Origin of the sequence: Streptomyces graminilatus, from assembly GCF_001418565.1 — a bacterium.
Classification (GTDB): Bacteria; Actinomycetota; Actinomycetes; order Streptomycetales; family Streptomycetaceae; genus Streptomyces; species Streptomyces graminilatus.
This window is the reverse complement of sequence record NZ_LIQQ01000570.1, coordinates 1-2,795: the sequence shown is the minus strand read 5'-3', so window position 1 is coordinate 2,795 and position 2,795 is coordinate 1. Positions and strand designations below refer to the sequence as shown.

Sequence of the window (2,795 nt, the reverse complement as noted above, 5' to 3'; positions counted from 1 at the left end):
CGCCGGGCTTGCCCCGGTAGAGGCGGCCGTCGGGCGAGCGCGTGCCCTCCGGATAGATGCCGAACAGCTCACCGCGCTCGATGACCTCGACACCGCTCCTGATCGCGGCCTCACCCGCGCCGCGCGCGCCGGAGCGGTCCACCGGGAGCTGGCCGACGCCCTTGAAGAAGGCGGCGGTCATCCGGCCCTTGAGACCGGGCGTCGTGAAGTACTCGGCCTTCGCGATGAAGGTGACCTTGCGGTCGAGGACCGCGGGGAGGAAGAACGAGTCGGAGAAGGACAGGTGATTGCTCGCCAGGATCGCCGGGCCGTCGGCCGGAACGTTCTCCAGGCCTTCCACCCAGGGCCTGAAGGCGACCTTCAGCGGGACCCCGATGGAAACCTTCATCGCGCCGTACAACAACCGACTGCCTCCTGTGTCTGTGGATCAGACCTTAACCCGGAGCACTGTCAAAGAATCCGACGGCCCTGGTCGGTGTCAGTGCGGTCGCGTACGGTGAAGTACGCCTCGAAGCCTCGTGCCTTCCACTCGCGGCTTCATGCGTGATCACCCGCCCCAGTCACCCACCCCATGAACAGGAGACCGATGGTGCCGGTCCTTCCTGGAGCCGAGCCGTACCGCCATGAGGGCGGGGAGGTCGGCGTCCTCCTCTGCCACGGTTTCACCGGTTCCCCGCAGTCGTTGCGCCCCTGGGCGGAGTATCTCGCCGAGCGCGGACTGACCGTCTCGCTGCCACTGCTGCCCGGGCACGGCACGCGCTGGGAGGACATGCAGCTCACCGGCTGGCAGGACTGGTACGCGGAGGTGGACCGGGAGCTGCGTGCCCTGCTGGAGCGCTGCACCCAGGTGTTCGTCTTCGGCCTGTCGATGGGCGGCGCGCTGACCCTGCGGCTCGCCGCGCGGCACGGCGACCGGATCAGCGGCATCGTGGTCGTCAACCCGGCGAACAAGGTGCACGGCCTTGCCGCGTACGCCCTTCCGGTGGTGCGTCATCTGGTGTCCTCCGTGCCCGGCATCGTGAGCGACATCAAGAAGGAGGGCGTCGCGGAGGTCGGTTACCCCAGGGTTCCGCTGCACGCGGCGCACTCGATGCGGAACTTCTACCGCCTGGTCGACGGCGAGCTGCCGCAGGTCACCCAGCCGATGCTGCTGCTGCACAGCCGGGCGGACCACGTCGTGCCGCCGGCCGACTCGGCCCGGGTGCTCAGCCGGGTGTCGTCCACGGACGTCACGGAGATCGTGCTGGAACAGAGCTACCACGTCGCGACGTTGGACCATGATGCGGACCGGATCTTCGAGGAGAGCCACGCGTTCGTCCTCCGGCTCGCACCCGCGGCCGGCAAGGGATCCGGGGAGTCGCAGGACTCGGTGGAGCTGGGAGACCAAGTGGGGCAGCAGGAAGGGACGGCCGCCGGTGGCTGAGCACGACTCCGACCGCGAGCCGGAGGAGAAGGGTGTGCCCTTCGACGAGGCGGCGGCTTGGGCCGCGATCGTGGAGGCGTACGGCGACGAGCCGCCGGACCCGCCGGGCGCCAAGCCGTTCAGGTCCATCGAGGATCTGGCGCTGCCCGAACCGGACACCAACGAGGACACCGACGACACCGTCAAGCCCGACCCCGATCCCAAGGGCAACGCCGACAAGGTGGCCAAGGGCGACGGGCAGCCCGTGAAGCCGCTGGGCAGCTCCGTGGCCTTCGCCCCGGGTGTCGGCGGGGGCGGACCGCGCGACTACTCGGTCCAGGAGGCGTCGGAGGACGACTTCGACGATGACGACGAGGGCCACTTCGTACCGCCGGAGCCGCCTCCGCTGCCGGCCTCCGACACCACCGCCCGGTTCGCCTGGCTGGCGGTGCTCGGCGGCCCGGTCCTGCTGCTGCTCGCCGTACTGCTGAGCTGGGACATGACCTGGTGGCTCCAGACACTGGGCGTCGGCGGGTTCCTCGGCGGGTTCGCGACGCTGGTGATGCGGATGAAGGGCGACGACGAGGACGACGAGCGGGATCCGGGAAGCGGGGCGGTGGTCTGACGACCACCGTCACTGGCCAGGACAGGACGTCTAGGACGCGGGGATTCTGAGGGCGGCGAGGACCGGAAGGTGGTCCGTGGCCGCCCTCAAATCTGTCTCCGTCACGCCCGGAAGGCCCGTCGGCACCCCGCAGCCGAGGACCTCGATGCCGGGCGTGGCCAGGATGGCGTCGATCCGCTGGTGCGGGTCGGTGGGCGTCGAGGTGTACTCCGTGCCCCAGGGAGCGGTGGCCCAGCAGTCCTGGAGGCTCGTGGCCAGGCGTCCGAAGCTGGGGCCGCCGGGGCGTTCGTTGAGGTCGCCGCCCGCGACCGCGTGCGGTACGTCCAGTGCGGCGAGGCGGTCGAGGAGCAGGCCCGACTGCTCGTACCGCTCGTCCTTCTCCAGGCTGAGGTGACAGCTCAGTACGCCGAGCCGGGCGCCCCCGAAGCGGACGACCGCCGTCGCGAAGCCCCGGCGGTGCTGGCCTGCGGTGAGCGGGAGGAGAACGTCCTCGGTGCGTTCGACGGTCGCGCGGAGAGAGCAGAGGAGGGCGGGGCCCGCGGCTGTGGCTCCGCCGGACAGGACCACCTGGCCGGAGGCCGCCGCGAGACGGGCGAGCTGCTTGCGCCAGCGGAAGAAGCGGGGGGCTTCCTGGATGAGGACTAGGTCGGGGGCGCAGGCGGTGATGACTCGGGCGAGGGCGGTGGTGTCGTCGCGCATCGAGCGGATGTTGTAGCTGAGGGCTCGGATGACGGCGGAACCGTCGGGGTCTGTGCGGGGGGTGGGGAG

At 70.6% G+C, this 2,795-nt stretch carries 4 protein-coding genes; 2 read left to right on the top strand and 2 right to left on the bottom strand.

The features are described 5' to 3' along the window. On the bottom strand, nt 1-388 hold a 388-nt coding region (locus AOK08_RS47985; RefSeq protein ID WP_422125804.1), incomplete at its 3' end, for a lysophospholipid acyltransferase family protein. Between the two features lie 201 nt (nt 389-589). Between AOK08_RS47985 and AOK08_RS36805 the strand changes: the two genes are divergently transcribed. Continuing rightward, nucleotides 590-1,423: an alpha/beta hydrolase gene (locus AOK08_RS36805; protein ID WP_055534200.1), complete on the top strand. Its 834-nt coding sequence runs from the start codon at nt 590-592 to the stop codon at nt 1,421-1,423. Further along, the gene (locus AOK08_RS36800) at nt 1,416-2,027 is read left to right on the top strand and encodes a hypothetical protein (RefSeq protein ID WP_055534198.1); all 612 of its coding nucleotides are present in this window, start codon (nt 1,416-1,418) and stop codon (nt 2,025-2,027) included. The genes AOK08_RS36805 and AOK08_RS36800 overlap by 8 nt, the downstream gene beginning before the upstream one ends. A gap of 30 nt (nt 2,028-2,057) precedes the next feature. Here AOK08_RS36800 and AOK08_RS36795 read toward each other — a convergent pair. After that, nucleotides 2,058-2,795 (bottom strand): endonuclease/exonuclease/phosphatase family protein (locus tag AOK08_RS36795; RefSeq protein WP_055534196.1); only part of this gene is annotated, 738 nt, incomplete at its 5' end.